Origin of the sequence: Chelativorans alearensis (assembly GCF_010993735.1) — a bacterium.
Lineage (GTDB): Bacteria > Pseudomonadota > Alphaproteobacteria > Rhizobiales > Rhizobiaceae > Chelativorans > Chelativorans alearense.
Genome location: NZ_WQNI01000008.1, coordinates 132,954 through 159,045 on the forward strand (window position 1 = coordinate 132,954; position 26,092 = coordinate 159,045).

Here is a 26,092-nt window from a genome sequence, read left to right on the forward strand (position 1 = left end):
CCGATTGTGGTCTGGATCGACACCGATATGGGCTTCGACGACATGCTCGCCGTCATGATGGTGGCAGCTACGCCGCAGAAGATAGCCGGCGTCTCGCTGGTCTTCGGCAACGCCGCGCTAGAGCAGGTACGCCGCAACGCGGCTGGCGCGACAGAGCTGCTTGGTTGGCGCTTCCCAATCTTCACCGGCGCTGAAACGGCTATTCTCGGTGGCGTCGAGACGCCTGCCCACGTGCTCGGCCCGACCGGCATCCCAACGCGCGGGAAACCCCTGCCCGAGACGCCGCCGGTGCCCCTCTCCAGCGCCTTTGCAGCGCTTGTCTCCTGGCTGGAGAACCTTGAGACACCGGGCGAAATCCTGGCGCTCGGCCCGCTGACCAACATCGCCACCGTCGTGCTCGCGCGGCCCGACCTTAAGCCGAAGATCAGCCGTCTGACCTGGATGGGGGGTGGCGCAACAAGCGGCAATCATACGGCTTCTGCCGAGTTCAACGCCTATGCGGACCCGGAAGCCGTAGCCATTGTTCTTGCCGGCGGTCTGCCGCTGCGCGTGGCCGATCTCGATCTTTGCCGCCAGGTGCAGGTGTCGCCGGACGACCTCGCGCCACTGAAGAAACCGGCATCTCGAAAGGCGGAAATCCTGACCGATCTTTTCGGCGCCTATATCGACATCGCAACGACACGCGGTCGCCGCTCCATGGCGTTGTACGACCCGGTGGCCGCCGCAGCGCTTATCGCCCCCGGCGCCTTCGTCTTCGAGCCGGCGCAGGTGACCATGGAACTGGCTGGTGCTCATACGAGAGGCCGCACCATCGTCGATCAGCGCCCACAGGCAACGCCGAACGCCGAGTGGGGCATGAAGGCTGACGCCGCGCGGATCCGCGAACTGGCACTGGGCGCCCTGTTGGAGGCCGCACGGGCATGAGTGCGCGTTGCGCCGAACCCCACGACCTTACCGACCGCGCCTTGCGCGACCGGGCAGTCGCGGCCGCGCGCGGAGATGCGCCGTTCGACCTCCTCATCCGCGGAGGACAGGTTTTCGATGCGGTGACAGGCCGGCTGCGCGAGGCCGATGTCGGCATCACCGGCAAGCTGATCACCAGTGTCCACGCATCTGCCACCCGCACTGACGGCGTAAAGGTTCTGGACGCTGAAGGTCTGATCCTGACCCCCGGTCTGATCGACACGCATATGCACATCGAAAGCTCGATGATCACGCCGGCCGCCTATGCGGAGGCTGTACTGCCACGCGGTGTCACGACGGTGGTCTGGGACCCGCACGAATTCGCCAATGTGCATGGGCTGGCCGGTGTTTCCTGGGCGCTTGAAGCCTGCGCCAACCTGCCATTGCGCGTCATCGTGCTCGCCCCCTCCTGCGTGCCTGCCGCCCCTGGCCTCGAACGTTCCGGCGCCGCCTTTGGAAAAGCGGAACTTTCCGACATGCTTGCCCGACCCGGCATCGGCGGGGTAGCAGAAGTCATGAACATGCGCGGCGTCATCGAGCGCGCGCAGATCATCAGCGATGTTGTGCAGGCCGGGCTTGAAAGCGGCAAACTCGTCTGCGGTCATGCGCGCGGCCTTTCCGGTTCCGATCTCAACGCCTTCATGGCCGCCGGCGTCACCTCCGACCACGAGCTCACTTCTGGCGGCGACCTGATGGCCAAGCTCAGCGCCGGCCTCACCATCGAATTGCGCGGCTCGCACGATCACCTGTTGCCGGAATTCGCCGCAGCGCTGAACGCGCTCGGCCATTTGCCCTCCACCGTCACGCTCTGCACGGACGATGTTTTCCCCGACGATCTGGCGCAGGCCGGCGGGCTCGACGATGTGCTGCGCCGGCTGGTGCGCTACGGCATGCCGGTTGCCTGGGCCTTGCAAGCGGCGACGCTCAACGCATCCCACCGGCTGGCACGCCCCGACCTCGGTCTTGTCGCCGCCGGCCGGCGGGCAGACATAGCATTGTTTGAGGATTTGTCGGCATTCAGCGCGGCAGCGGTGATCGCCAACGGTGCGCTCGTTGCGCGAGAGGGAAAATTGATCGAGAAACCAGCGGCGCTTTCCACCGCTCCCCTCAAGAATTCCATCCACTGCCCAACCTATTCGGCCGATGATTTCAAGGTGCGTTCCGAGGGCCGGCGCATCAAGGTCGCGACGATCCACCGCCCGCGCTTCACTGAGTGGGGTGAGGCGGAGACCTATGTGAAGGGCGGCTTCGTCGTCCCGCCCAGGGGCGCGACCCTGGTCACCGTCATCCACCGCCACGGCCGCGGACCGGCCATTCCCCGCACGGGTTATCTAACCGGCTGGGGCAATTGGCGCGGCGCCTTCTGCACGACAGTTTCCCATGACAGCCACAACGTCACCGTCTTCGGTGGCAACGAGGCGGACATGGCCGTCGCCGCAAATTGGGTGATCGAGGCCGGCGGCGGCATGGCCGTCGCACGGGACGGCCAGGTGGCGACTTCGCTGCCGCTGCCGCTATCCGGCCTCGTCTCCGACGCTCCGCTTGCCGAAATCGCGGGTGATTTCACCGCGCTGCGTTCGGCCATGGATGATATTGTCGAGTGGGAGCCGCCCTATCTGGTCTTCAAGGCGTGCTTCGGCGCAACGCTCGCCTGCAACGCCGGCCCGCACCAGACCGATCTCGGCATCGCCGACATCACGCGGCCAACCGTCATGGAGACGCCGATTCTGGAAATTCTGGAATAGGATGCGGCTACGCCGCGAGCTCCCGCTCCACCAACCGTGTCCAAAATCTAACACCGGTCGGGATGGCGTCATCATTGAAGTCATAGGCCGTGTTGTGATGCAGCGCGCCATCGACTGCCGGGCCATTGCCAAGCCAGACGTAGGCCCCCGGCACCTTTTGCGAGAAGAAGGCGAAATCGTCACCCGCCATCGAGGGCGGAAACGCGGTGCGCACCTTGTCGCCGCACACCAGGCGGGCAGCTTCCAGCGCCCGCGCAGTGGCATCCGGCGCATTTACCACGGGGGGAATACGTCGCACAAAGCGATATTCGGCCGTAATCCCGAACATCGACGCCACGCCCTGCGCGAGCCGTCCGATTTCCTCTTCCAGCTGGTCGCGCACCAGCGGCGTATAGGCGCGCGCCGTACCGCCGATCTCGACAAAATCGGGAATGACATTGAGCGCCTTGGGATCGCCCGCCTGCACGGAACAGGCGCTGACCACCGCCGGCTGCAAAGGATCGACAACCCGACCGACAATCGTCTGCAGGCTCGACAGGAAGTGACCGGCGGCCGTCACCGGATCCTTGCCGAGATGCGGTTTTGCGCCATGCGTGCCGACGCCTGTGAAAGTCACATGCCAGCTGTCGGAGGAGGCAAGCTGCGGCCCGGCGACAACCGCCATCTCATCCGTCGCCAGACCCGGCATGTTGTGCAGCCCATAGACGGCATCGCAGGGGAAAAGATCGAAAAAGCCTTCGTCGACCATCCGCTTTGCCCCGCCGCGCCCCTCTTCGGCGGGCTGGAAGATGAAGTGAACGGTGCCGGAAAAATACCGCGCCTTCGCCAATTGGCGTGCGGCGCCCAGAAGCAGGGTCGTATGGCCGTCATGACCACACGCATGCATCTTGCCAGGTACGGTGGATTTGTAAGACCGCTCGGCGGTCTCCGGCATGGCAAGCGCATCCATGTCGGCCCGCAGCCCGATCGCGCGCGTGCCGTTGCCGACGGTCAGGGTTCCCACAACGCCCGTGCCGCCCAGCCCGCGATGCACCTTTACGCCGGTCTCGGCAAGGTGATCAGCGACGATCTGGCTGGTTCGTTCCTCCTCGAAACCAAGCTCGGGATGAGCGTGCAGATCGCGTCGCAGGGTAACCAGAAAATCCATATCCGCCTGCACGTCATCCACACTTGTCATCAAAACACCCTTTCCATCGTCGCCCCAACCCGGATAATGCGCCTGCCTTCGGTGCGCCAGGGATCGGAAACCACCTTGTCCGGAAACGAAAACCCAAAGAAATCAAACGCATTTTAACGTGAGCGTATCTTGCAAACAATGACGCAGGCCGATTTCCAGAACCATCCGTCTGCTTTCTGGCAGGAGATTGCGCCCGCCGGCACCTATGAGATCGCGCCGCGGGACGGCCACCGAGTCTTCTACCCGGCGCAGCTGCCAGACGGGCGGCAACTGGCCCTGCCGATCCGGGTGCTTTCCTGCGGTGAGAAGGCACTGGCTTCGCTGATCGTGAACCAGGCAAGCTTCCATGTTGGCGACACACTTGCAAGCGCGCTTGCAGAAAAAGCGTCCATGTTCAGCCCGGACATCGTCGTTGGTCTTCCGACGCTCGGCCTGACGTTGGCCGCACAAGTCGCCCGCGCGCTGGGTCACAGCCGCTACGTGCCGCTGAGCACTTCGCGCAAGTTCTGGTATAACGAGGAACACTCCGTCGCGCTGCGCTCGGTAACCAGTCCCGAGCAGGAAAAACGCCTATATGCCGACCCTCGCATACTGCCACTCCTCGACGGTAAACGCGTCCTTCTGATCGATGATGTCATCAGCACGGGCAGTTCAATCCTCTCCGGCCTGCGGCTTCTGAAACTTTGCGGCATCGAACCGGTCGCCATCGGTGCAGCAATGCTCCAGACGACACATTGGCGGAGCGCGCTTGCGGAAGAGGACGCCACGCTTCCCGAACGTGTCATCAGCGTTTTCCAGACGCCTGCCCTGGCGCCGACACTCAACGGCGGCTGGTTGCCCGAGACGCTATAGGAAAAGACAGTAAGCCAAAGCAAAGAACGCAGCATGAGCCAGACAATTCTTTCGCGCCTTTTTCCGACGGAGGCCTTGCGCGACCTGCCCGAGGGCGAGTCGCCTCGCGTCACCAATATGGAACTCTTCTTCGACCTGGTTTACGTCTTCTCGATCATCCAGCTCTCACATTTCCTGCTGGCGCATCAAACGTGGCTCGGGGCGCTGGAGGCAGCGACGCTTTTCGCGGCCGTGTGGTGGGCCTGGAACTACACAGCCTGGGCGGCGAACTGGGTCAATCCGGATCATCGCAGCGGCCGGCTTCTCATGGTGGCGCTAATGGCATGCGCGCTGCTCATGGCGATTGCGATGCCATCCGCCTATTCGGAGCGGGCCGGCCTGTTTGTCGGTGCCTATGTCGTCATGGCTTTGCTGCGCGCGGGCTATATGGCGCTGGTGTTCCGCGGCCAACAGATGAGCCGCAACTATGCTCAACTCGGGGTCTGGAGCGGCCTGTCCGGCCTACTTTGGATCGCTGGCGTCTTCCTGCCGGAGGCACGGCTCGGACTGTGGCTTGCCGCCGTCATTGTCGACTATGCGGCGCCCTATGCGGGGTTCTGGTTGCCGGGCGTGGGGACCACGCCGATGGATTCCTGGCCGCTGCGCGGACTGCATCTACTGGAACGTAACCAGCAAGTCTTCATCATCGCGCTCGGCGAGTCGATCCTGCTTCTGGGCGGCATACTGGTCCGTCAGCCGTTGAGCGCGCCTGTAGTGCTGGCGGCGGCAGCGGGCTTCCTGCTGATCGTCACGCTCTGGTGGCTCTACTTTATCCATACGAGCGAGAAGGGCGAACACGCATTTGCCCACGCATCCCAACACACCCGGCTGGCACGTGCCGGGCTTGCCTATGCGCACGGGATCATGGTCTGCGGCGCGATTGTTGTGGCGGTTGCGATCGAACAGATCGTCTCCCACCCTACAGAGGCCGTGCATCTGCCGACTGCGCTTGTCGCCGGCGCCGGACCGGTCATCTTCCTGCTAGGCAGCGCAGTCTTTCATGGGACGATGGCGAAGCAGATGCCATCGGCCTACCTTCCCGCCGCAGTGGTGCTTGGGGCATGGTGCTGGATCGCGTTTGCACTGCACCTTACAGGGTTACTCCTCGGGGCAGGCGTGCTGGCCGTTCTCCTGGCGCTTGCCTCCCGGCAAGCCGCTTATGGCCGGTAAAACGACGCCAATTAATCCGAGGAAGCGAAGGACTGTTGCGAGCCCCTGGCTCCGATCCAAGAGGATCTTCACCCCACGCCGCGAAGGCGCCGCTCCAGCTTTACATTTCTTTACATTCGCCCAGAACGCTCGAAACGTTGCGCGGTTAACTTCCCTCCATTGCAGCAGGTGCTGCGGAGTGAAAGGAAGCTACTATGGAAAACGAGGACAAGAACCTGGCAAGCCCGACCGCCGGCGAACCCGCTTCGAGGAGCTGGGGTCGGCGCACAGCGATCGGCGGCCTCGCGGCCGTCGCGATTGTCGGCGCGATCGGCTTTGCAGCTGCCCGCAGCGACGGTTTCAGCTTCGGCATGGGCGGTCATATGATGCACGCGCATATGGGAGGTGGCGGTTTTATGGAACACCGGATCGGCTCTGTGCTCGACGAACTCGATGCGACGCCCGAGCAAGAAGACAAGCTTTGGGATATCATCGACAACGCGCGCGGCGAGATCAGGCCGACTTTCCAGGACTTCCGCGAGACGCGTGAGGAGGTTATCGAACTCCTCGGCGCGCCGACCATCGACCGCGCCGCCGCCGAGAAGCTGCGCAGCGAGCGTATCGCGGCCATCGAAGAGGCATCGCGCAAGATGACGACTGCGCTCCTCGACGCCGCCGAAGTGCTGACACCCGAGCAGCGCGCCAAGCTCGTCGAGCATTTGAAAGAGCGCAGGGGCCACGGCCGGTGGTAAGACTGGGTCGGCCGGGCAACTGAACGGAGTGCGAGAGAGATGGCGGAGCGGGTCCTGATCGTCGACGACGACACGCGCCTGTCCGCCATGCTCGCCGAATACCTTGCCGGAAACGGCTACACCGTCCACACCGCGACGACCGCCACGGCAGGCCTTGCCGACCTCGGCCGCCATGCGCCGGGCGCGGTGATCCTCGACGTCATGCTGCCGGACCTCGACGGCTTCGAGACCTGCCGGCGCATGCGTGCGGTTTCGGACGTGCCGATCCTGATGCTCACCGCCAAGGGCGAGGAGACGGACCGCATCGTCGGGCTGGAGCTCGGCGCCGACGATTATCTGCCCAAGCCTTTCAATCCGCGCGAACTCTTGGCACGACTGAAGGCGATCCTGCGCCGCCGCAACGGTGGCGCGGTGGTTTCGCGTGTCCTGCGTTTTGGACGACTGGAGATCGATCCGGGCTCCCGATCAGTCAGGATCGACGGCCGCGAATGTGCCCTGACCAGCCACCAGTTCGACCTGCTCACGGCACTTGCCGAAAATGCCGGCCGCACGCTGTCGCGCGAGCAGCTGATGGACATGGTCAAGGGCGAGGAGTTGGAAGCCTTCGACCGCTCCATCGACGTCCACATCTCGCGCATCAGGGCGGCCATCGAGAACGACCCCAAGCATCCAAGGCGCATCATCACCGTGCGCGGGGCCGGCTATGTCTTCGCCCGCTTTCAGGATGACGAGAGATAGAAATGCGCAGCCGGCTGTTCGTGAAAATCTACCTGACGCTGCTGGCGAGCCTTGCCGCAGTCGCTGTCGCCAGCGCGGTGTTCTGGTGGCACGGACAAGGTGAGGAGGAGTCCAGCTGGCAGAGCCAGCGCGCGCGGTTTGTCGCCGCGCTGATCCCGCCCGACATGGACCGGCGGTCAGTCGAGGCCATGCTGGAGCGGCTTTCACGGGCCTTCGACGCCGACATAGCGGTCTACGACCCGCACGGCAGGCTGATCGCGGGCGCCGGCCGGCCGCTCTCACCCGACATCCTCGAGAGGCCCTGGCGCCACGGCCCGCGAAGCAACTTTCACACCATGGTGACGGAGCTACCAGACGGCCGCGCGGTGGCCGTGCGCATGGAGCGGCCTTTCGGCCCGACCGGCCGCAATCCGCTTGCATATCTGGTGTTGATCGCCGGTGTCATCGGCCTCGCCGCCTACCCGGTGGTGCGTCACCTGACCCGTCGGCTGGAGCGGCTACGCGGAGGCGTGGATGCCTGGGGCAGAGGCGATTTCGTGGCGCGCGTGCCGGAGGACGGCAGTGACGAGGTCGCGGCGGTGGCAAAGAGCTTCAACAAGGCCGCCGATCATGTCGAGCGGCTGATCAAGTCACACCGCGCACTGCTCGCCAATGCCAGCCACGAATTGCGCTCGCCGCTTGCGCGCCTGCGCATGGCGATCGACCTCTATGAACAAGCGCCTGACGAGAGCCGCAAGGAGGAGATCGTGCGCAACCTCGCCGAGCTGGACACGCTGGTCGATGAGATCCTGCTGGCGAGCAGGCTCGACCATGTCGAGAAGCTCGATGCGCCCGAGCACGTCGACCTCCTCGCCCTGGTCTCGGAAGAAGGGGCGCGCAACGGTGTCGAGGTTTCCGGCATGCCCGCGACTGTCACAGGCGTTGCACGCCTGCTCGGCAGGCTCGTGCGCAATCTCATGCAGAACGCGCTGCGCCACGGCGCTCCGCCAGTCACAGCCGCTATAGTGCAGTCAGGCAGCACGGTGGAACTCAGGGTCCGCGATCACGGCCCGGGTATACCGGATAACGAGAGCGCGCGCGTTTTCGAGCCGTTCTACCGGCCCTCGGGGCGCAGCGAGGCAGCAGGCGGCTGGGGCTTGGGGTTGGCGCTGGTGCGCCAGATCGCCGAGCGCCACGGCGGCGCGGTCCGCTACGAATCCCCACCGGGCGGCGGCGCCTGCTTTGTCGTGACATTGCCAGTGTATCGGCCGCCCAAAAGATGAACTGGAGCTGGTCTATGGTTGCGCGTTTTCCCCCTCACCCGCGCCTCCGCCTGAAGCAGTAGGGTCTCTAGAAAGGGAGCCTGGTGCTCGGTCGGGGCCCCGCTGCTATTCCTGCTGCTTGCCGAGCAGGATGTGTCCGCATAGCAATTCCAGGAAAAGTGGAAACCGGTTTCCGTCCGGATTGCAAGGAGTTAGACCGGCGCCGGGAAACCGCAGGCAAGCATGGATGCGGTTCGCCCGGCGCCTAACGTTTGGCCGCCGCTGAACGGCTCAACCGGTATCAGGCAAGGTCGAAGCGGTCAGCGTTCATCACCTTGGTCCAGACCGCCACGAAGTCTCGCACGAACTTCTGCTGCGCGTCGTCCTGAGCATAGACTTCCGCCAGCGCCCGAAGCTGGGAGTTAGAACCGAAGACGAGATCGACACGGGTGCCGGTCCACTTCAGTTCGCCAGTCTTGCGATCACGGCCTTCGAACTCTTCCTCGTCTTCCGAAACGGCCTTCCACTCCGTGCCCATGTCGAGCAGGTTGACGAAGAAGTCGTTGGTCAGCGTCTCCGGCCGCTTGGTGAAGACACCATGCTTGGACTGGCCATGGTTTGCACCCAGGGCGCGCAGACCGCCGACAAGAACTGTCATCTCCGGCGCTGTCAGCGTCAGAAGCTGCGCCTTGTCGATCAGCAACTCTTCAGCCGGGATGGTGAACTTGGTCTTCAGGTAGTTGCGGAACCCGTCCGCGACCGGCTCAAGCGCATTGTAGGAGTCTATATCGGTCTGCTCTTCGCTCGCGTCCATACGGCCCGCCGCGAAGGGAACTTCGACGTCCTGCCCGGCGGCCTTCGCCGCCTTTTCGATGCCGGCGGAGCCGGCCAGAACGATCAGGTCGGCAAGCGAGACCTTCTTGCCACCGGTCTGCGCAGCGTTGAAGTCCTTCTGGATGCCTTCGAGCGCTTCGAGAACCTTCGCCAGTTGTACCGGCTGATTGACTTCCCAATCCTTTGCGGGGGCGAGCCGGATACGCGCCCCGTTTGCGCCGCCACGCTTGTCGGAACCGCGGAAGGTGGCCGCCGAGGCCCACGCGGTGGAGACCAACTCGGAGACGGTGAGACCGGTTTCAAGGATCCTGGTCTTGAGATCAGCGATGTCCGCGGCATCGATCAGATCATGGTCGACAGCCGGAATCGGATCCTGCCAGATCAGATCTTCAGACGGGACCTCGGGGCCAAGATAGCGAACCTTGGGGCCCATGTCGCGGTGGGTCAGCTTGAACCAGGCGCGGGCGAAGGCATCGGCAAACTCGTCCGGGTTCTCGTAGAAGCGGCGCGAAATCGGTCCGTAGATCGGGTCGAAGCGCAGCGAGAGGTCGGTGGTCAGCATGGTCGGTTTGCGGTGCTTGGACGGATCATGCGCATACGGGATCGATTCGGGAGCATCCTTCGCCACCCACTGCTTCGCGCCGGCCGGACTCTCCGTCAGCTCCCATTCGAAGCCAAAGAGGTTCTCGAAGAAGTTGTTGCTCCACTTCGTCGGCGTCGTGGTCCAGGTGACCTCCGGGCCCCCACCGATCGTGTCATCGCCCTTGCCGCTGCCAAAGCTGCTCTTCCAGCCGAGGCCTTGCTCTGCGAGGCCGGCGGCTTCCGGATCGGCTCCGACAAGCGAAGCATCGCCAGCGCCATGAGTTTTGCCGAATGTATGACCACCAGCGATGAGCGCGACGGTTTCCTCGTCATTCATGGCCATGCGGGAAAATGTCTCGCGAATGTCCTTGGCTGCAAGGAGGGGATCCGGATTGCCGTTCGGCCCCTCCGGGTTCACATAGATCAGCCCCATCTGCACGGCAGCGAGCGGATTTTCCAGTTCGCGGTCACCGCTGTAGCGCTTGTCGTCAAGCCAAACGTCCTCGACCCCCCAATAGACATCTTCTTCCGGTTCCCAAATGTCCGCGCGGCCTCCGGCGAAACCAAAGGTCTTGAAGCCCATGGATTCCAGAGCGACGTTGCCGGCTAGGATCATAAGATCTGCCCAGGAGATCCTGTTGCCGTATTTCTGCTTGATCGGCCAGAGCAGCCGGCGCGCCTTGTCGAGGTTCACATTGTCTGGCCAGGCGTTTAGTGGCGCAAAGCGCTGCTGCCCTGTGCCGCCGCCGCCGCGGCCATCGCCGGTGCGATAGGTGCCAGCGCTGTGCCATGCCATGCGGATCATGAGCGGCCCGTAGTGCCCAAAGTCGGCCGGCCACCACTCCTGGCTGTCAGTCATCAGCGCATGGAGATCCTTCTTCAGCGCTTCCAGGTCGAGCTTCTTGAACTCATCGGCGTAGTTGAACGCCTCGCCCATGGGATCGGACAGGGAGGAGTTCTGATGGAACATCTTGAGGTTCAATTGGTTCGGCCACCAGTCGCGATTCGACCGCATACCCACATTTGTGGCTCCGTGCGCGATCGGGCACACGCCCTTTTTCTCTACCTTAGCGTCCATTTTTCTCTCCGATCGGGGCTACGATGATTTCGTGGCTGCGTTGATTGAACTGGTCCGGGGACAAAGGCTGCGTACAGCGCGATGACAAGGCGCCAGATGGAATTCCTTATTGCTGAGACCGTCCTGGCAGGTGGCGGTCCTGAAACAAGATCGAGCCGGATGCGCCCGTGTTCTGAATGGTCTGAACATCGGTGATTTGCGCCGCCGGACGGCGCTGCGTGAGACTGTCGCGACATTGAGTATCCCGACTTCCTATTGAGATTGTACCAAAGCCACTTCATTAATTTAAGTTGGATTTACTGATCACAGCGATAAGATGGCATTATGACAAACCTGGCGCTCAAGCCGCAGCGCCTGGGGATTCATGGCGATTCTTATGGGCAGAGACGTGTTGTGCTCGAACTGCCGCTCAACATTGCTTATCGAGACGCGCCCCGCGCCAGCATCCCTGCGGATCTAAAGGGATATGCGGAAGTGCCAGCGTCGAGCTGGAACTACGACTTCTCGCGCATGTGGAAATGCGAGGGGTAGCTGGGGAAGATCAACGGGGGCGGCGTCGACAGTAACCGTCGACGCCGACAAGCGCCCGTCCAGCTACGCTACGGCACAATCGCCAACGTTCCCGGTGTCGCTCTAAACTGTCGTTTTCCCTTCGATTCCGGCTTGCTTCGGTCTCCTAATGGCCATGAAGTAGACGAACACGGCCAGCAGGGCGAGGAAGAACAAGCTGTCGGGACTGGTCAGGAAAACCATCGGATTGCCGTCGCTTAGGGACAGCGAGCGGCGCAGATATTGTTCGAGATCCGGCCCCAGAATGAAGCCCAGCAGGAGCGAGACGGTAGGATAGTTCTGTTGGCGCAGGAAGAAGGCCAGGATGCCGAAGAGCAGCGCCAGGGCCATCTGGAAGATGGAGAAGGTCGCAACATAGCTGCCGACCAGCGCGACCACGGCGATGCAGGCGTATAATAGCCCCTTGGGGATCGACACGATCCGCACGAACCACGGACCGAGGAGGAACAGCGTCAGAGGTATGAGCACCAGCGCGCTTACGAAGAGCGAGGCGAACATGGGCGCGATGAGATCCGTCTGCGTTTCCAGCAGGCGCGGCCCCGGTTGCAGGCCGTTGATGACGAGCACACCCAGGACGATGGCCGTCGTCGGATCACCAGGAATGCCGAACATGAGCATCGGTACAAAGGCGCCGCCGCACATGGAATTGTTGGCGGTTTCGGCCGCGGCAATGCCCTCGCGGCTGCCGTTGCCATAGACGTCGGGGCGTCTTGAGCGGCGTTTGGCGTCGGCATAGGCCACGAAGGCCGCCATGGAGCCGCCGACGCCCGGCAGGATGCCGATACCATATCCCAGCAGCGTGCTTTTCAGATAGGTTATAATCCCGATCTCACGGATCTGGGCGAAGGAGGGCAGGAAGTCGCGCCGGCGGATGGTTGCCGACGCCGCCTGCGAAAGGGAAATCCGCAGGTCGCCGTGGTTCTGATGCGCCTGGTAGAGCACTTCGCTGATGGCGAAGGTGCCGATGATGATGGGCATCATATCGATGCCTTCCACAAGCATTTCCGTGCCGAAATTGAACCGCGGGATGGGCTGCATCACATCGATGCCGATCGTCGCGATCATGACGCCGAGCATCGTGGCGATCAGCCCCTTGGCGATGGCGTCACGCTGAACGATCACGATCACCACGAGGGCGAATAGGACCAGCGAAAACTTGCCGGGGGTCTGGATCAGCAGCGACGCCTTGGCCGCAAGCGGCATCAGCACCATGAGCAGAAGCGCGCCCAAGCTGCCGCCGATCATCGAGCCGAGGGCGGCATGGCCGAGTGCATTGGCGCCCTCTCCCTTTTTCATCAGCGCGTAACCCTCTATGGCCGTCATCATCGATGATGGCGCTCCGGGTATGTTGATCGTCGTTGCGGTGATGCTGCCGGCATACATACCCGACATGAAGATGGCGGCGCACATGACAAGCGCCGGCACCACATCCATGCTGTAGGTGATCGGCAGAAGCAGCGCGATCGCCAGGACAGAGGTCAGCCCGGGAACCGCGCCGAAGAAAGTGCCGATGATGAAGCCGAGCACCATATAGGCCAGGACGTCCGGGCGGGCGAGCGTGGCGAAGCCCTGCAAGAGCTCGAGAAGGAAATCCATCAGATAATATCCAAAAGGGTCGGCAACCTGATCCCGAACACCAGCGCGAACAGCCCGTAGAAGACGGCCGTCACCGCTATCGCGTAGAGCAGCCTGCGTAGCGGCCGACCCTGCTGATAGTGGAAAATATGAAACAACGCATAGACATAGAGGAGTGTCGCAAGGCTGTAGCCGAAAGGCTTAAAGAGGGCGATGTAGGCGGCGGTCGCCAGTACTACCGCCACGGGTTGCCAGAAAGCCCCCTTTCCGCTCTCGTCATCCGAAGCCAGTTCGCGCCGTATGACATGAACAAGCGCTGCATATGTGAGCAAGGCTGCCAGCAACGGCAGGAAGCGCGGCCCTACCAGCCCCTCGCTGAATTGCGGCGTGATCCGGAATGTCGCCACCACGTAAATCGTCGTCAGAACAAGGAGGAACAGCGGCAAGAGCAGCCGCTTCCTCCAGCGCATTTCTCGCATCACCATCGGCGGCCTCCCGACAAGCTCTGGCGTGACCGCCGGCGGGATGAGCCCCGCCGGCGGCCGCATCCGGTCTATTTCTTGATGACGCCCTGTTCGACCAGCATGTCCATCTGGTTGAACAGCGTCTGGCTTGTCTCGTCTGCCCACTGCGTGACCTCGTCAGTGCCGAGCCAGTCTGGAGTGACACCGACGCTGGCGACCCACGTCTGGAACTCGTCGCTTTCAAGCGCCTCCTTGTAGGCCTGTTCGATGGCAGTGATCGCCTCGTCGGGCGTGCCGGCCGGCGCCGCCAGCACGATAAAGCTGCCGATGCGCAGATCGAGGCCCGCTTCCTTGGCGGTAGGCACCGTGTTGAAGGTCGGGTTCGTGGTCTCGGAAAATTCGAGGATGCCGCGCACGTCGCCACTTTCCAGAAGCGGTGCGAAATCGCCAAGGCTGGTCGCCGCCACATCGACCTCGTCGTTGAGAATCGCCTCCTTTTGGGGGGCCGCGCCGCCTGGATAGGCGATGATCTTGAACTTGGTGTCGGTCTCGTCCTGAAGCTGAAGGATCGCCAGATGCAGACGCGAGCCGATGTTCTGGATCCCCACTTTCACAGAATCGGGGTTTTCCTTCACTGCGGCGAGGAGATCCTCGAAGGTGTTGTAGGGCGCGTCGGAATCGACGATGATCGCGTCGGGCTCGCTGGTGACACGGGCAATCAGCTTTAGCTTGTCCAGATCGTAGCTGGGTAGCAGCCCCTGCCAGGGCACCGTCACCACGCTGTCATAGGTCAGCGCGCCAATCGTATAGCCGTCCGGGCGCGCGCTCATGACCTGCGATATGCCGGTGGCGCTGATGCCGCCTTCGATGTTCTCCACATACATCGATGTACCGAGATTCTTTTCGGCAATCGAGGTGAGCTTGCGCACGATGCCGTCGGTGCCGCCGCCCGCGCCCCATGGCACGATGACGCGGATGTCCTTTTCCGGATAATCGGCCAGCGCCGCCGAGGAAACGAAGGCGCCCATGGCGCCGGCCGCCAGCAGTGTCAGAAATCTCTTGCGCATTTTTCTCTCTCCCTGAATTGCAGTTCGCAGTCATCGCACGCGCCTCATGAGAACGCGTCTTCTGGCGAGCAATCCTTTGCGGCGGACAGCTCCCTTCCTCTCGCCGAGAGCCGAACGCCTCAGCGGCATGCAATGGCGCCCAGCCAGCAGGTCGCCTGATCTGATATGTCGCCAAGTCATATGATGACTTAGGAAAATCGTCAAGATGACTCGTCATCAGATGCCATTTTAAAAGCACGGCGTCAGCGCACGGTAGCGCCTGGGCAAGCTGCCGGAATGCAGGTAACCACCCCGCTCTCTGGAAAGCGCCTCACTCCTATCCTCTGCAATCTGCCTAGTTTGCTTACTCTGCGGGCTCTTTCCCCGGCAAGGCGGTGGAACTGTGCGGACACGAGGTCGGACAACCCCCGTACTAGATTTCGCGCCGAACCGGCGGGAGCCAAGTGATATGATAAAACTCATATTCATATGATAAGACGGCACGTCTCATGGCTCCCATACTTAGAAAAACGGCACCGGCTTCAGGATCTGATTCTTTTGGCTGATAAGGTAGCCGGCCTCCGCGCTCATCTCGAGATATCGCTTCCAGGCGGGGTCGGTCTGGAGGGCGGCGCGTCGGGCCTCGCGGTCGGCGGCATCCTCATAGACCCAGATGTGGACATAGCTGTTGACGTCGCCAGTCTCGACCGCGGCATAGACAACCGGCCTGCCCAGATGCTTCGACTGAATCGCCCAGCCATTAGCCTCGTAAAGCGCCAGGTGCTTCCTGATCGTGCCTGGGCGGCAGGTGTAGGTGCGGTGGTCGAGTATCATGCTTCGGTCTCTTGTGTTGCTGGGTGGGATGACGTGACGAAGATGCAAGCGTCGCGGCAAAGATGCGCCACGCTGTAGACGAGCATTATGAAGCCCGAGAGCGGGATGGACACGTAGAGGAAGGCTACGGGGATGTTCAGGATCGGCGTGAGAGCGCGGCTGCGCAGCGTCAGATCGAGTCCGGTCCAGACCATCAGCCCGAGAAAGGCGAGCGACAGAAGGCCGAGCAGTACCCGCAGAGCTTCGCGCCGCCCCCCCTCCCCCAGAGCCGTCTCCAGCCAGTCGACGCGAAAATGCTCCTTCTCGCGCCAGAGTGCGGCGGCGCCGATGAAGACCATCCAGGCGAACAAAGCCTCGACAACTTCATTGAACCAGGGCAGCGACCACACGGCGAGCGTCCGCGAGACCACATTGACGAAAAGCACGATGAAAAGGGCCACGAGGCAGAGGCCGGCAACGGCACGCAGAACAAGGCCTACCGCATGGTCGATCGCTGTCAGGATGCTTCTCATCTCACGGCCCCATCAACAGTGTCGGCAGCCAGATGGAGGCCGCCGGCAGCCAGGCGACGATGACGAGAACCGCGACGAGACCGATGAAATAGGGCAGCAGCGCACGGCTCAGCCGCCCGACCGTCAGACCGCTGATGCTGGAGACAGCGAACAGCACCATCCCGACCGGCGGTGTCAACAGACCGAACATCGAGCACATGATCATGACGACGCCGAACTGGACCGGGTCGATACCGTATTGCTGCACGACCGGCAGGAACAGCGGCACGCACAGCACGATGACGGCGATGCCCTCCAGGAACATGCCAAGCACCAGCAGGATCAGGATGACGATGCCCATGATGACGGCGGGGCTGTCCGACAGGCCGAGCATCGCCGAAATGAGCTGGTTGGGGATGCGTTGATGGATCAGGAGCCAGCCAAAGAAGCCGGCGGCGGCGATAACGAACATTACTCGCACCGTGTGCACTAGCGTGTCCCAGAGCACGGCCGGCAGGTGCGCCCAGGTGATCTCGCGATAGACGAACATGGAGATCGCCAGTGCGTAGGCGGATGCGACCACGCCGGCTTCCGTCGGCGTGAAGATGCCGCCGAAAATGCCGCCAATGATGATGACCGGCGTGAACAGCGACAGCGCCGAATCGGCGAAGCTGGTCGCGATTTCGCGCAGCGAGGCGCGCGGTTCGCGCGGCATGCGGGTGAGGACAGAGATCAGATAGACCGACGCCATCAGGGCGACGGCCATCAGCAGCCCAGGAATGACGCCGGCCAGAAAGAGCTTCGTGACGGAGACGCCGGTGATCGACGAATAGAGCACGAAGGGAATGGACGGCGGGAAGACCGGCCCGATGGTCGAGGAGGCGGCGGTGATTGCGGCGGAGAATTCCGGGTCGTATCCGCGGTCGGTCATGGCCTTGAACTCGACCTGGCCAAGCCCGGCGGCATCGGCCACCGCGGCCCCAGACATCCCGGAAAAGATCAGGCTCGCCAGTACATTCACCTGGCCGAGACCGCCGCGGATATGGCCGACACAGGCATTGGCGAAGCGGAAGATGCGGCGGGTGATGCCGCCCGTGTTCATCAGGTTTCCCGCCAGAATGAAGAAGGGAATGGCAAGCAGCGTGAAGGCGGTGGTGGCCGAAAACATACGCTGCGGCAGCATCGACAGAACGCCGAAATCGCCGGAGACGATGTAGAAGCCCGCGGCCACCGCGCCGAGGGCGACTGCAACCGGCACACCGAGGAAGATGAGCGCGAGCAAACACAGGAGGATGACGAGGGCAAGCATGAAGCAGGTCCCGTTCGATGGGAGGAAGGAAGCCCTTCCTCCCATCCGTTGTTATTTCTGGAGGAAACCGAGGAAGGTTTTCATGTTTTCCTCGCCCGCATATTCGGCCACACGCTCACGCGCGGGCCCCATAAGCGCCGCGAATGCCGAAAGATCGGGCCGCGTCACCTTCATACCCGCCGCCTCGAGCGCGGCAACCTCCTCCTGTTCCTGCTCCTGCACCAGCTTGCGCATCAGGGCGCCGGCGGCGGTGCTTTCCTCGCGGATGATGGTCTGCTGTTCCGGCGTCAGCCTGTCCCAGGAAGCCTTCGAAACCACATGCACCATGCTGTTATAGACATGGCGGGTCAGCGCCAGGTGGTCCTGGAGTTCGTTGAGCTTGAAGTGATAGATCACGCCGATCGGGTTTTCCTGGCCGTCGACCACGCCCTGGTTGAGCGCGTTTGGCAACTCGGGAAAGGCGATCTGCGCCGTGCTCGCGCCAAGCCCCTCGACGGCGGCGACGATCTGCAGTTCCGGCGGCGTGCGCAGCTTCAGCCCCTTCACGTCGTCAGGCGCATTGATGGGGCGGACACCGTTGGTGATGTTGCGGAAGCCGTATTCCCAGTGGCTGAGCATGACAAGCCCGTCTTCCTCCAGCCTGGGTGCCGCCCATTCCGTGAACGGGCCGTCGAGCACCTGATGGGCGTGATCGTAGTCACGAAACGCGAACGGCGTCATCACAGTCGCGAAGGCCTTTTCGTATTTGTCGAGCCCGCCATGGGTCGGCAGGTTCATATCGACGACGCCCAGAACGGTCTGCTCGAGCTGTTCGGGCGGCGAGCCAAGCTCGTTGGCAGGATAGAGCTCGACCTCGACCGCCCCACTCGTGCGCTCGGCGACACGCTCGGCAAACTGCTTTGCGGCGATGTGGCCCGGATGGGTCTCGGCCGCGAAATGCGCCAGCTTGAGCGTCACCTCGGCGGCGTGCGCCGCCAGCGGCGACATCATGGATATGGCGGTAATCGCAGCCAGTGCAGTCCGTCTTCCAAGCATGATTTCCTCCCTGGTATGCTTGTCGGGTCAGGTTTTGGGATCGGGCAGTTTCGCCTCGATCCCCGTCAGTTGCTCATAAGCCTTGATCACCGCCGTGCAGCTTTCGCCGGCATGTCCCATGATCGAGGCGAGCGCGTAGGTCTGGTGCACCGATTCCGCCATGAATCCGGGCAGCCCTGCCTCCTCCAGCCAATGCGCGTAGTAGCGAATGTCCTTCTGAGCGTTGGCGAGCGACATGTGCGGTGTGAAATCGCGTCTGAGCGTCATCTCGCCATAGAGATCCATCATGCCGGACTTGCCGCCGGCGGCGGAGATGATGGAAATCACCTTGCTCATGTCGAGCCCCTCGCGGGCGGCGAGCGCAAACCCCTCGCACCAGGAAGCGACATTGGCGAAGGCGATGTAGTTGTGGATCAGCTTGAGGCGGATGGCGTGACCGGCCGGGCCGACATGGAAGATGTTTTCGGCATAACAGTCGAAGACAGGCCGTAGCCGCTCCAGAAGCTCGGCCTCCCCGCCAAACAGGACATTGACCTTGCCGCGATCGGCATGGGCGGGGGTGCGCGTCATCGGCGCCTCGGCATAGGCGATGCCGCGCGCCGCGCATTCGCCGCGCATCAGATCGACATGCTGCGGAGAGACCGTCGTGTGATCCAGGAAGATCGCCCCCTCGCGCATCGCGTCGAGAACGCCGCCCGGCCCCAGCGCCATCTCGCGCACGGCTTCCGCGGTGGTGATGCAGACGGCAAAGACATCCACCTCGGCGGCGATGGCCGCCACGTCGTCGCAGGAGCGAGCCCCCTGCCCGACGGCGACTGCGACGGCGCTTGCGTCGATATCATGTACCGTAACGGTTATGCCGCGCTTGAGCAGATTCTTGACGAGACCGCGGCCCATTCCTCCCAAACCGACAAATCCCACATGCGGCGAAGCAGGCTCCCGCATCGTTCCTCCCTATGGCTTGCAATGCGATTTCACAGCAAGACAATCATAAAACAGATTGTCAGACAACTGTTTTATCGCTATCCCCTAGTACGAGTGATTGTCCGGTGGCCGGAGACCGGGTAACCAGGACGGCACGACAAGCCGGACGCGAACCAGGCAGAAAGAGGTCCCGTGCAGCATCCAGAGCTATTCCCCAAGATCGACCGCCCGCGCCGACTGCCCGACGAGATCGCCAAGAACATCTCCTCGGCGATCGAGGCGGGCCAATTGAAGCCGGGAGACAGGCTGCCGACCGAGCAATCTCTCTCGGACCAGTTCGGTGTCGCACGCACAGTGGTGCGGGAGGCTATCTCGCTTCTAAAATATGACGGCGTCATTCAGGCTCGTCAGGGCGTCGGCGCCTTCGTCACCGAGGCCCGGCAGCGCAGTGCTTTCCGCATCAGCCCCGCGTGTTTCGAAAAGCGCAAGCAACTCGTGCAGCTGCTGCAACTGCGGACCGGCGTGCAGGCCGACGCCTCCGCCCTTGCCGCCACGGCGCGCACCGTCGGCCAGCTCGCCGGCATTGAGAGCTTTCTGCAGGAGATGGTTTCGGCCATCGCCCAGGGCGACGACGCCGTCGAGCGGCGTGTTGACGCCGAATTCGCCTTCTACCGCGCCATCACGGAGGCTTCCAGCAACGATTACTATGTCGAGTTCATTGGCATGATCGAGGCAAAGATTTTCGAGAATCTGCATTCCGTGGCGGTCAAGAACGCCAAGGCGACCGAGTGGGGAACGGCTGTGCTCGCCGAGCATCAGGCTGTCTTCGAGGCGATCCGTGCCGGCGATACGGAAGCCGCCAGGAAAACCACCCGCGACCATTTCGAACGCGCCGCGCAACGGCTTGCCGACCGCGCCGACATTGCGGATGTGTGAGACCATGCTGAAACAGACCGACGCCCGCGGCGGCCTGCGTCACGGCGGCAAAATTCTTATCGATCAGCTGAAGATACAGGGCGTGGAGCGCGTCTACTCCGTTCCTGGCGAGAGTTTCCTAGCCGCGCTCGATGGCCTCTACGAGAGTGGCATCGACACCATTGTCTGCCGGCAGGAAGGCGGCGCCGCGATGATGGCCGAAGCCCATGGCAAACTGACCGGACAGCCGGGCATCGCCTTCGTGACGCGTGGCCCCGGCGCCACCAACGCATCGGCCGGCGTCCATGTCGCCTACCAGGATTCGACGCCGATGATCCTCTTCGTCGGTCAGGTGGCACGCCACCAGCGTGACCGCGAGGCCTTTCAGGAACTGGACTACCGGCAGATGTTCGGGCCGCTCGCCAAATGGGTGGCGGAGATAGAGCTCACAGAGCGCATCCCGGAATATGTCAGCCACGCCTTTCATGTGGCGATGTCCGGTCGACCAGGACCGGTGGTGCTTGCCCTGCCGGAGGACATGCTGTCGGCGCATGCCGAGGTCGCCGATGCACCGAGGGCCGCAGTGCCCCGCATGGAGGTCTCGCCGGAGGCGGTCGACGAGATTCTCGCCGCCTTGAAAAAAGCATCGCGCCCGCTTGCAATTGTCGGTGGCGGCGGCTGGTCGGCGGAAGCCGCTCGCGACATGGCTCGCTTCGCCGAAGCCCATGACCTGCCGGTCGGCGCCTCCTTCCGCTGCCAGGATTATCTGGACAACCGGCATCCCTGCTATGTCGGCGACATCGGCATCGGCGTCAATCCGAAGCTGGCCAAAAGGGTGCGCGAGGCGGACCTCCTGCTGGTGCTGGGCGCGCGGCTCGGTGAGATGACGACGAGCGGCTATACGCTGGTGGACATCCCGCAGCCCGCGCAGGACCTTATCCACGTCTATCCCGATCCCGACGAACTCGGCCGCGTCTACCGCCCGAGCCTTGGCATCGCGGCCCGACCCGCAGCACTTTTGAGGAAGCTCGCCGCCGCAACCCCCTTCGCTCCTTCTGCCTGGGGCAGTTGGCGCCACGAGGCCCGCGCCGACTACGAAGCATGGCACAAGCCTGCCGAAACACCCGGCGCTTTGAAGATGGAAAACGTGATCCGGCACCTTTCCGAGATCTTGCCTGACGACGCCATCCTCACCAACGGCGCCGGCAATTATTCGGCCTGGCTGCACCGCTATTTTTCCTACAAGAGCTGGCGGACACAGCTTGCCCCGACCTCGGGCTCGATGGGCTACGGTCTGCCTGCCGCCGTCGCCGCCAAGCTCACCCATCCCGAGCGGGACATCGTCTGCCTTGCCGGTGACGGCTGCTTCCAGATGTCGATGCAGGAGTTCGGCACCGCCTGCCAGTACGGCGCCAATATCATCGTCCTGGTCTCCAACAACGGCATGTATGGTACGATCAGGATGCATCAGGAACGGCACTACCCTGGGCGCGTTTCGGGAACGACCATCGTCAACCCGGACTTTGCGGCACTCGCACAATCCTATGGCGCCTATGGCGAGACAGTATCGCGCGACGATGATTTTCCCGCCGCCTTTTCCCGCGCCAAGGCATCCGGACAACCGGCCATCCTGGAACTCCAAATCGACCCAAAAGCGCTGTCGCCAAGGCTGGTTCTGTAGGGAAGGTGCATCGGCCCTGCCGGCCGGCGCGAGTGAGCAGCGCGGTCCGCGCGTGGTCGTAGCCGCCATGGCGGGCGCCATGCTCGCCGCCGGCGTGATCCTTCAAAGGCTGACGGGAAATCCCCTAGCGAGTCCTGAGGTGCTTGGCGTCGGAGCGGGGGCCGGCGTGGGGCTCACGGCAGCCCTCTTTCTCTTCGCCGCGCCGGGGCTTCAGCTCCGCTTCGGCTTCTCGCTTCTCGGCGCGATGATCGCGCTCGCCCTCATGTTGGCGTTCGCCGCGAAGGCCCGGTTCGGGCGCGGCCATTTCCTTCTGGCAGGTGTCGCCATGGGGGCGCTGTGCAGCGCTGTGCTCACCTCGGTCATCGCCATGGGAAACATGCAGTCCTTCGCACTTCTGGGCTGGCTCAGCGGCTCGACCAACGGTGCGGCCTGGACGGACGCCGCCTTCGCGGCCGGTGCTACAGCACTGCTCGTCCCGCCCCTGCCGCTCGCCCGCCGCTGGCTGGAAACCCTGCCGCTCGGCGACGGCACGGCATCCGCCCTAGGCCTGCCCGTGCGCCGCTGCCGCATCGTGCTGGTGACAGCGTCGGCCTTGCTCACGTCAGCAGCGTCCCTTCTGGTGGGCCGCTGAGCTTCGTCGGCCTCGTCGCACCGCATGTCGCCCGCCGGATCGGACTTCCCGTGGGGCTCGGGCACCTGGCAGGCGCGGTGCTGATCGGCAGCGGGCTGATGGTCGCGGCCGATTGGCTTGGCCGCATGGCCGCTTTCCCGTATCAGATGCCCGTCGGGCTTTTCGCCGCACTCCTTTCAGGGCCTTATCTCGTCTGGCTTCTCGGAAGGGGCGTATCTTCGGGGCCCGGCAACACCACGTAGCCACTCGCGTGAGGTCCATGCTCCGACGTTTCTTTTCCTACTACGCACCGTATAAAAAGCTGTTCCTGCTGGATTTCTCCTGCGCCATCCTGGCCGGGCTCCTGGAGCTTGCCTTTCCGATGGCTGCCAAGCTCTTCATCGACAATTTCCTGCCAACCCACAGCTGGTCGCTCATCCTGTTAGCCGCGGCCGGGCTCCTTGCCATGTACATCGCCAACACGGCGCTGAACGCGGTGGTGGTCTACTGGGGCCACATGCTCGGCATCAACATCGAGACCGATATGCGCCGCAAGGCGTTCGACCATCTGCAGAAGCTCTCCTTCCGCTTCTACGACAACAACAAGACCGGCCATCTCATCGCCCGCGTTACCAAGGACCTGGAGGAAATCGGCGAGATCGCCCATCACGGCCCCGAGGATCTCTTCATCGCCGTCATGACCTTTGCCGGCGCCTTTGTGCTCATGCTCACCGTCAATGTGGAACTGGCTCTGATAACGGCCGTCATCGTACCTCTTATCGCCTGGGTGACCACCACCTATGGCGGACGGATGACGCGTAACTGGCAGACCCTTTACAACAGGGTCGGCAACTTCAACGTCCGCATCGAAGAAAATGTCGGCGGCATGCGCGTCGTCCAGGCCTTTGCCAACGAAGACCACGAACGCGAGCTCTTCGCCCAAGACAACAGCCGCTATCGGGACACTAAGCTTGAGGCCTACAAGATCATGGCCGCATCGACCTCGCTCAGCTACATGGGCATGCGGATGGTCCAGATCGTGGTCATGCTCGCCGGCAGCTACTTTGTCCTGCAGGGTAGCCTGACCTATGGCGGCTTCGTCGGCTTCCTGCTTTTGGTGACGGTCTTCTTTCGGCCGATCGAGAAGATCAATGCCGTAATCGAGACCTATCCCAAGGGTATCGCGGGTTTCCGCCGCTATCTGCAGCTCCTCGAAACAGAGCCTGACATCGCCGACCGCCCGGGCGCACCGCCCGCCCCGGCGCTGCGGGGCGACATACGCTACTGCGATGTCACCTTCGCCTATGATGGAAAGCGCAAGGTGCTGGAAGGTGTCGACCTTGCGATTTCAGCCGGCGAGACCATCGCATTCGTCGGTCCGTCCGGCAGCGGCAAGACGACGTTGTGCGCGCTGCTGCCGCGCTTCTACGACGTTCGGGCGGGCGCCATCACCATCGACGGCATCGACATCCGCGACATGACGCTCGTCTCGCTGCGCAGGCAGATCGGCATCGTGCAGCAGGACGTGTTCCTGTTCGGAGGAACCATTCGCGACAACATCGCCTATGGCCGGCTCGGCGCCGGCGAGGCGGAGATCCTGCACGCAGCGCACCGCGCGCGGCTCGAGGAAGCGCTGAGCGACCTGCCGGAGGGCTTGGACACCGTCATCGGCGAGCGCGGCGTGAAGCTGTCCGGCGGCCAGAAGCAACGCCTGGCGATCGCCCGCATCTTCCTCAAGAACCCACCCATCCTCATCCTGGACGAAGCCACCTCGGCGCTCGACACGGAGACTGAGCGCGAGATCCAGAAATCTCTCGCCGAACTCTCGCAAGGGCGCACCACGCTCGTCATCGCCCATCGCCTTGCCACGGTCCGCAACGCGGACAGGATCGTCGTGATCGACAGGTCCGGCATCCGCGAACAGGGCACGCATGAAGAACTTCTAAGGCGTGGCGGCCTCTATCGGCGGCTGCATGGGGATGACCAGGGTGACCCTCGTACAACCCTCACCGAGCTACTTGCTGAGTAATCACGTTTCCTCCAAGCAGATTCAACGCCCGTTACCACGTTCCCATCCACGTGGGCTTCTATGCATATGCCTTATCTCTGAAGACCTCGCAGAACCAAACAGTGGAGGTTAATATGCATAAGATTGTCATTCTCACCCCCGTTCTCACCATGCTTAGCGTCGGCAACGCCGCAGCCTTCGACGCCGCGTGGGGCTTCTGGCCCAGCGATGCAAACAGTCAACCTATCCCCCGCTTGCAGACCACGCCTGCGCTTGATCGGACGGGTGTGACCTCGAGCGTCGGGAGCGCCAGCACATCGCTCAGTTTCCCCGTCGGCGCCGGCGGACCCGTCGGCTTCTCGGCCGCGCAAGGGTTCGGTCCAAGCGACGAGAATAACGAACCCACCCCCCGCTTTCAGATTGCACGCTGACGGGTAGCGGTCGTCCAACGAACAGAGGCAGCCCCGGGATGCCGGGGCTGCAACTATCTAGTGCCGGCTCATCCCGCTAGATCGGTCCCGTTGGCCTACCGGTACTTCCAGAGCGCGACGGACAGAAACATCACCAGACGGCGCAACGCCGGCACATCGTCGGCCATCAGGGCGTTGTGGAACTCGGCGGCTGCGGTGATCCGTGACCAGTCAGCTTCCAGCATGTGATCGTGCAAGGCGGACGCCTTGAAATATCGCTTGTCGTGCGGGTCGGTAAGCCAGCGGAGAAATGCCGGCACCGACACGTCGAAGATATAGCCCGCCGGCACAGTATAAGCCGGCCCATCCTCTACGCCGATATGCCAGATAAGCGGCTCGGTGAGCGTGTAGCGGATACCGCCCACGTGGCGGACAGTGCCGGTGAATTCCGTATAAGCGCTCACGGCCAGTACCCCCTCGCCGGTATGGCTTGCCGTAGTGCAGAAGGTACACCGCTTGTCACGCGTTCGCCATGGGGCAGACGGCGGCAGCACGATCAGGAGGGATCAGGGGTGAGCCGGCGTCCAAATAGACGCAGGCGCTCTAGATCAGGCGATTTCGGTGGTGTCGATGACCTCGAAATCATGGGTGATCGTCGCCGTCTTTGCGAGCATCGCCGACGCCGAGCAGTATTTTTCGACCGATAGCCCAATGGCGCGTTCAACCTTGTTTGTCGCCAGGCTACGACCCTTGACTATGAAATGCATATGAATGCGGGTGAACACCTTCGGGTCTTGTTCCGCACGCTCAGCATCCATCTCGACGACACAGTCCTCGACCGCCTCGCGGCCCCGTTCAAGGATGTGCACGACATCGAAGGCCGAACAGCCCCCGGTCCCGATCAGTACCATCTCCATGGGGCTCGGCCCCGGAGTTCGCCCCTCCGGCCCAAAAGCCGTCCCAAGCACGATTTTGTGCCCGCTTCCCGACTCGCCGATGAAGGTCCGGTCCTCGACCCATTTGATGCGTGCTTTCATGAGATTCACCCCTGTCGTCACAACGCATCCATC

General features: G+C 63.0%; 24 protein-coding genes and 1 pseudogene. 13 read left to right on the forward strand and 12 right to left on the reverse strand.

Going from position 1 to position 26,092, the window contains the following annotated elements:
- Positions 1 to 3: 3 nt before the first annotated feature.
- Together GPJ75_RS13620 and GPJ75_RS13625 are read left to right on the forward strand one after the other, a co-directional pair.
- Entirely contained in the window at positions 4 to 924 is a 921-nt protein-coding gene (locus tag GPJ75_RS13620) for a nucleoside hydrolase (RefSeq protein WP_163268972.1), read from the forward strand.
- Complete coding sequence (locus GPJ75_RS13625; protein WP_163268878.1) at positions 921 to 2,708, forward strand: adenine deaminase; 1,788 nt, start codon at positions 921 to 923, stop codon at positions 2,706 to 2,708. Before GPJ75_RS13620 ends, GPJ75_RS13625 begins: the two co-directional genes overlap by 4 nt.
- 7 nt (positions 2,709 to 2,715) lie before the next feature.
- On the opposite strand, the gene GPJ75_RS13630 is transcribed toward GPJ75_RS13625, so the two are convergent.
- On the reverse strand, positions 2,716 to 3,885 hold the full coding sequence (locus GPJ75_RS13630; RefSeq protein WP_163268879.1) for a M20 aminoacylase family protein: 1,170 nt from the start codon (positions 3,883 to 3,885) through the stop codon (positions 2,716 to 2,718).
- Between the two features lie 138 nt (positions 3,886 to 4,023).
- Between GPJ75_RS13630 and GPJ75_RS13635 the strand changes: the two genes are divergently transcribed.
- The 5 genes from GPJ75_RS13635 (at position 4,024) to GPJ75_RS13655 (ending at position 8,677) form a co-directional block, all read left to right on the forward strand.
- Positions 4,024 to 4,737 carry a phosphoribosyltransferase gene (locus GPJ75_RS13635; protein ID WP_163268880.1) on the forward strand — a complete coding sequence of 238 codons (714 nt, stop codon included), beginning with the start codon at positions 4,024 to 4,026 and terminating at the stop codon, positions 4,735 to 4,737.
- A gap of 33 nt (positions 4,738 to 4,770) precedes the next feature.
- Positions 4,771 to 5,946, forward strand: a complete 1,176-nt coding sequence (locus tag GPJ75_RS13640; protein WP_163268881.1) for a low temperature requirement protein A — start codon at positions 4,771 to 4,773, stop codon at positions 5,944 to 5,946.
- 194 nt (positions 5,947 to 6,140) lie between these two features.
- Positions 6,141 to 6,677, forward strand: a complete 537-nt coding sequence (locus tag GPJ75_RS13645; protein ID WP_163268882.1) for a Spy/CpxP family protein refolding chaperone — start codon at positions 6,141 to 6,143, stop codon at positions 6,675 to 6,677.
- Between the two features lie 39 nt (positions 6,678 to 6,716).
- Entirely contained in the window at positions 6,717 to 7,415 is a 699-nt protein-coding gene (locus tag GPJ75_RS13650) for a response regulator (protein ID WP_163268883.1), read from the forward strand.
- A 2-nt stretch (positions 7,416 to 7,417) separates the two neighbouring features.
- Positions 7,418 to 8,677, forward strand: a complete 1,260-nt coding sequence (locus GPJ75_RS13655) for a sensor histidine kinase (protein ID WP_163268884.1) — start codon at positions 7,418 to 7,420, stop codon at positions 8,675 to 8,677.
- A gap of 280 nt (positions 8,678 to 8,957) precedes the next feature.
- Here the strand turns inward: GPJ75_RS13655 and katG are convergent, their stop codons facing one another.
- A complete protein-coding gene (gene katG, locus GPJ75_RS13660) occupies positions 8,958 to 11,150 on the reverse strand; it encodes a catalase/peroxidase HPI (RefSeq protein ID WP_163268885.1) in 2,193 nt (730 codons plus the stop codon).
- Positions 11,151 to 11,474: 324 nt separating this feature from the next.
- Between katG and GPJ75_RS13665 the strand changes: the two genes are divergently transcribed.
- Complete coding sequence (locus GPJ75_RS13665) at positions 11,475 to 11,681, forward strand: hypothetical protein (protein ID WP_163268886.1); 207 nt, start codon at positions 11,475 to 11,477, stop codon at positions 11,679 to 11,681.
- A gap of 102 nt (positions 11,682 to 11,783) precedes the next feature.
- Here GPJ75_RS13665 and GPJ75_RS13670 read toward each other — a convergent pair whose 3' ends face one another.
- The 8 genes from GPJ75_RS13670 to GPJ75_RS13705 form a co-directional block, all read right to left on the reverse strand.
- Complete coding sequence (locus GPJ75_RS13670; RefSeq protein ID WP_163268887.1) at positions 11,784 to 13,316, reverse strand: tripartite tricarboxylate transporter permease; 1,533 nt, start codon at positions 13,314 to 13,316, stop codon at positions 11,784 to 11,786.
- Positions 13,316 to 13,780, reverse strand: a complete 465-nt coding sequence (locus GPJ75_RS13675; RefSeq protein WP_163268888.1) for a tripartite tricarboxylate transporter TctB family protein — start codon at positions 13,778 to 13,780, stop codon at positions 13,316 to 13,318. The genes GPJ75_RS13670 and GPJ75_RS13675 overlap by 1 nt, the downstream gene beginning before the upstream one ends.
- Positions 13,781 to 13,848: 68 nt before the next feature.
- Positions 13,849 to 14,826: a Bug family tripartite tricarboxylate transporter substrate binding protein gene (locus GPJ75_RS13680; protein WP_163268889.1), complete on the reverse strand. Its 978-nt coding sequence runs from the start codon at positions 14,824 to 14,826 to the stop codon at positions 13,849 to 13,851.
- A gap of 501 nt (positions 14,827 to 15,327) precedes the next feature.
- Entirely contained in the window at positions 15,328 to 15,639 is a 312-nt protein-coding gene (locus GPJ75_RS13685; RefSeq protein WP_163268890.1) for an NIPSNAP family protein, read from the reverse strand.
- A complete protein-coding gene (locus tag GPJ75_RS13690; RefSeq protein ID WP_163268891.1) occupies positions 15,636 to 16,151 on the reverse strand; it encodes a TRAP transporter small permease in 516 nt (171 codons plus the stop codon). Before GPJ75_RS13690 ends, GPJ75_RS13685 begins: the two co-directional genes overlap by 4 nt.
- A gap of 1 nt (position 16,152) precedes the next feature.
- Positions 16,153 to 17,439, reverse strand: coding sequence for a TRAP transporter large permease (locus GPJ75_RS13695; protein WP_163268892.1), 1,287 nt, complete (start codon positions 17,437 to 17,439; stop codon positions 16,153 to 16,155).
- A 51-nt stretch (positions 17,440 to 17,490) separates the two neighbouring features.
- Positions 17,491 to 18,474: a TRAP transporter substrate-binding protein gene (locus GPJ75_RS13700; protein WP_163268893.1), complete on the reverse strand. Its 984-nt coding sequence runs from the start codon at positions 18,472 to 18,474 to the stop codon at positions 17,491 to 17,493.
- Between the two features lie 27 nt (positions 18,475 to 18,501).
- Positions 18,502 to 19,419: an NAD(P)-dependent oxidoreductase gene (locus GPJ75_RS13705; protein ID WP_163268894.1), complete on the reverse strand. Its 918-nt coding sequence runs from the start codon at positions 19,417 to 19,419 to the stop codon at positions 18,502 to 18,504.
- Between the two features lie 171 nt (positions 19,420 to 19,590).
- On the opposite strand from GPJ75_RS13705, the gene GPJ75_RS13710 reads away from it, so the two are divergent.
- From GPJ75_RS13710 to GPJ75_RS13730, 5 genes and pseudogenes are all read left to right on the forward strand, one after another.
- Positions 19,591 to 20,334, forward strand: a complete 744-nt coding sequence (locus GPJ75_RS13710; RefSeq protein WP_163268895.1) for a FadR/GntR family transcriptional regulator — start codon at positions 19,591 to 19,593, stop codon at positions 20,332 to 20,334.
- A gap of 4 nt (positions 20,335 to 20,338) precedes the next feature.
- Positions 20,339 to 21,994: a thiamine pyrophosphate-binding protein gene (locus tag GPJ75_RS13715; RefSeq protein ID WP_163268896.1), complete on the forward strand. Its 1,656-nt coding sequence runs from the start codon at positions 20,339 to 20,341 to the stop codon at positions 21,992 to 21,994.
- A gap of 79 nt (positions 21,995 to 22,073) precedes the next feature.
- A pseudogene (locus tag GPJ75_RS13720) lies at positions 22,074 to 22,867 on the forward strand (iron chelate uptake ABC transporter family permease subunit).
- Positions 22,868 to 22,884: 17 nt separating this feature from the next.
- Positions 22,885 to 24,633: an ABC transporter ATP-binding protein gene (locus GPJ75_RS13725; protein ID WP_163268897.1), complete on the forward strand. Its 1,749-nt coding sequence runs from the start codon at positions 22,885 to 22,887 to the stop codon at positions 24,631 to 24,633.
- Between the two features lie 113 nt (positions 24,634 to 24,746).
- Complete coding sequence (locus GPJ75_RS13730) at positions 24,747 to 25,043, forward strand: hypothetical protein (RefSeq protein ID WP_163268898.1); 297 nt, start codon at positions 24,747 to 24,749, stop codon at positions 25,041 to 25,043.
- A 95-nt stretch (positions 25,044 to 25,138) separates the two neighbouring features.
- On the opposite strand, the gene GPJ75_RS13735 is transcribed toward GPJ75_RS13730, so the two are convergent.
- Positions 25,139 to 25,486 carry a DUF1353 domain-containing protein gene (locus GPJ75_RS13735; RefSeq protein ID WP_163268899.1) on the reverse strand — a complete coding sequence of 116 codons (348 nt, stop codon included), beginning with the start codon at positions 25,484 to 25,486 and terminating at the stop codon, positions 25,139 to 25,141.
- A gap of 144 nt (positions 25,487 to 25,630) precedes the next feature.
- Positions 25,631 to 26,059: an OsmC family protein gene (locus GPJ75_RS13740; RefSeq protein WP_163268900.1), complete on the reverse strand. Its 429-nt coding sequence runs from the start codon at positions 26,057 to 26,059 to the stop codon at positions 25,631 to 25,633.
- Positions 26,060 to 26,092 lie beyond the last annotated feature (33 nt).

Excerpts from the sequence above, each read along its gene's own strand:
- GPJ75_RS13625 (WP_163268878.1), top strand. The coding sequence starts at position 921 with ATGAGTGCGCGTTGCGCCGAACCCCACGACCTTACCGACCGCGCCTTG.
- GPJ75_RS13630 (WP_163268879.1), bottom strand. The coding sequence starts at position 3,885 with ATGACAAGTGTGGATGACGTGCAGGCGGATATGGATTTTCTGGTTACC.
- GPJ75_RS13635 (WP_163268880.1), top strand. The coding sequence starts at position 4,024 with ATGACGCAGGCCGATTTCCAGAACCATCCGTCTGCTTTCTGGCAGGAG.
- GPJ75_RS13640 (WP_163268881.1), top strand. The coding sequence starts at position 4,771 with ATGAGCCAGACAATTCTTTCGCGCCTTTTTCCGACGGAGGCCTTGCGC.
- GPJ75_RS13645 (WP_163268882.1), top strand. The coding sequence starts at position 6,141 with ATGGAAAACGAGGACAAGAACCTGGCAAGCCCGACCGCCGGCGAACCC.
- GPJ75_RS13650 (WP_163268883.1), top strand. The coding sequence starts at position 6,717 with ATGGCGGAGCGGGTCCTGATCGTCGACGACGACACGCGCCTGTCCGCC.
- GPJ75_RS13655 (WP_163268884.1), top strand. The coding sequence starts at position 7,418 with ATGCGCAGCCGGCTGTTCGTGAAAATCTACCTGACGCTGCTGGCGAGC.
- katG (WP_163268885.1), bottom strand. The coding sequence starts at position 11,150 with ATGGACGCTAAGGTAGAGAAAAAGGGCGTGTGCCCGATCGCGCACGGA.
- GPJ75_RS13665 (WP_163268886.1), top strand. The coding sequence starts at position 11,475 with ATGACAAACCTGGCGCTCAAGCCGCAGCGCCTGGGGATTCATGGCGAT.
- GPJ75_RS13670 (WP_163268887.1), bottom strand. The coding sequence starts at position 13,316 with ATGGATTTCCTTCTCGAGCTCTTGCAGGGCTTCGCCACGCTCGCCCGC.
- GPJ75_RS13675 (WP_163268888.1), bottom strand. The coding sequence starts at position 13,780 with ATGGTGATGCGAGAAATGCGCTGGAGGAAGCGGCTGCTCTTGCCGCTG.
- GPJ75_RS13680 (WP_163268889.1), bottom strand. The coding sequence starts at position 14,826 with ATGCGCAAGAGATTTCTGACACTGCTGGCGGCCGGCGCCATGGGCGCC.
- GPJ75_RS13685 (WP_163268890.1), bottom strand. The coding sequence starts at position 15,639 with ATGATACTCGACCACCGCACCTACACCTGCCGCCCAGGCACGATCAGG.
- GPJ75_RS13690 (WP_163268891.1), bottom strand. The coding sequence starts at position 16,151 with ATGAGAAGCATCCTGACAGCGATCGACCATGCGGTAGGCCTTGTTCTG.
- GPJ75_RS13695 (WP_163268892.1), bottom strand. The coding sequence starts at position 17,439 with ATGCTTGCCCTCGTCATCCTCCTGTGTTTGCTCGCGCTCATCTTCCTC.
- GPJ75_RS13700 (WP_163268893.1), bottom strand. The coding sequence starts at position 18,474 with ATGCTTGGAAGACGGACTGCACTGGCTGCGATTACCGCCATATCCATG.
- GPJ75_RS13705 (WP_163268894.1), bottom strand. The coding sequence starts at position 19,419 with ATGCGGGAGCCTGCTTCGCCGCATGTGGGATTTGTCGGTTTGGGAGGA.
- GPJ75_RS13715 (WP_163268896.1), top strand. The coding sequence starts at position 20,339 with ATGCTGAAACAGACCGACGCCCGCGGCGGCCTGCGTCACGGCGGCAAA.
- GPJ75_RS13725 (WP_163268897.1), top strand. The coding sequence starts at position 22,885 with ATGCTCCGACGTTTCTTTTCCTACTACGCACCGTATAAAAAGCTGTTC.
- GPJ75_RS13730 (WP_163268898.1), top strand. The coding sequence starts at position 24,747 with ATGCATAAGATTGTCATTCTCACCCCCGTTCTCACCATGCTTAGCGTC.
- GPJ75_RS13740 (WP_163268900.1), bottom strand. The coding sequence starts at position 26,059 with ATGAAAGCACGCATCAAATGGGTCGAGGACCGGACCTTCATCGGCGAG.